The 636-nt window shown below is 65.6% G+C and carries 1 protein-coding gene and 1 pseudogene; both read right to left on the minus strand.

Going from position 1 to position 636, the window contains the following annotated elements:
• Positions 1-229: PIG-L family deacetylase (locus tag HX846_RS38470; protein ID WP_178967610.1), on the minus strand; the 229-nt coding region annotated here is incomplete at its 3' end.
• Positions 226-636: pseudogene (locus HX846_RS38475) on the minus strand (acyl-CoA dehydrogenase); the annotation flags it as partial. The gene HX846_RS38470 and the pseudogene HX846_RS38475, both read right to left, overlap by 4 nt.

Raw genomic sequence — 636 nt, forward strand, 5'->3', positions numbered from 1 at the left:
TGCCGTCGGTGACGGAGATCAGCAGGATAGGGCGATCCAGCGCGGCAAGGCCTTGCAGCAGGCCGCCGCAGCCAAGGACTTCGTCATCCGGATGTGGCGCGATGATCACGGCGCGGCTGCCTTCAGGCACCAGTTCGGCAATGTCTACGCAAGGCAGCTCGGCCAGTCGCGACGAGCTTTGCCACACATGCAAGGGCGTGCCCTGGCCGACGATTGGATTGATCTTCATAGTTCCCATCTCCCTGGGCGCTCATCGGCGACTTGTTGACCAAGGGCGGCCAGGTCGCGCTCGGCATGACTTTGCCGCAGGTACACCGGCAAGTCGGCCATCAACTGGGCAAAATGCGGGTCCTTGCAATACGGCCCGGCGCCCAGTGCTCGGCCGACATGGTGAATCACCTGGTCGACGGTTTCTTCGATACAGGCCCGTGCCTGTTGTGCCAGCAGCCGGGCATCTGCCTTGGGCTGCCGGTCGATATGGGTGGCGCTGTCGCGCAGCACACAGGCCGCGCTGTGCAAGGCACTGTCGACGCTGCCAAGGTGCGCCAGGGCGTGGGGCTCCGGGCGTTTTGCGCACTGCTCGCGCAAGGCCTCCGCCAAGCGTTGTGCCGCGCCGTACCAGCAGGCGGCGATGCC

It is taken from the genome of Pseudomonas sp. K5002 (genome assembly GCF_013386655.1).
Lineage (GTDB): Bacteria > Pseudomonadota > Gammaproteobacteria > Pseudomonadales > Pseudomonadaceae > Aquipseudomonas.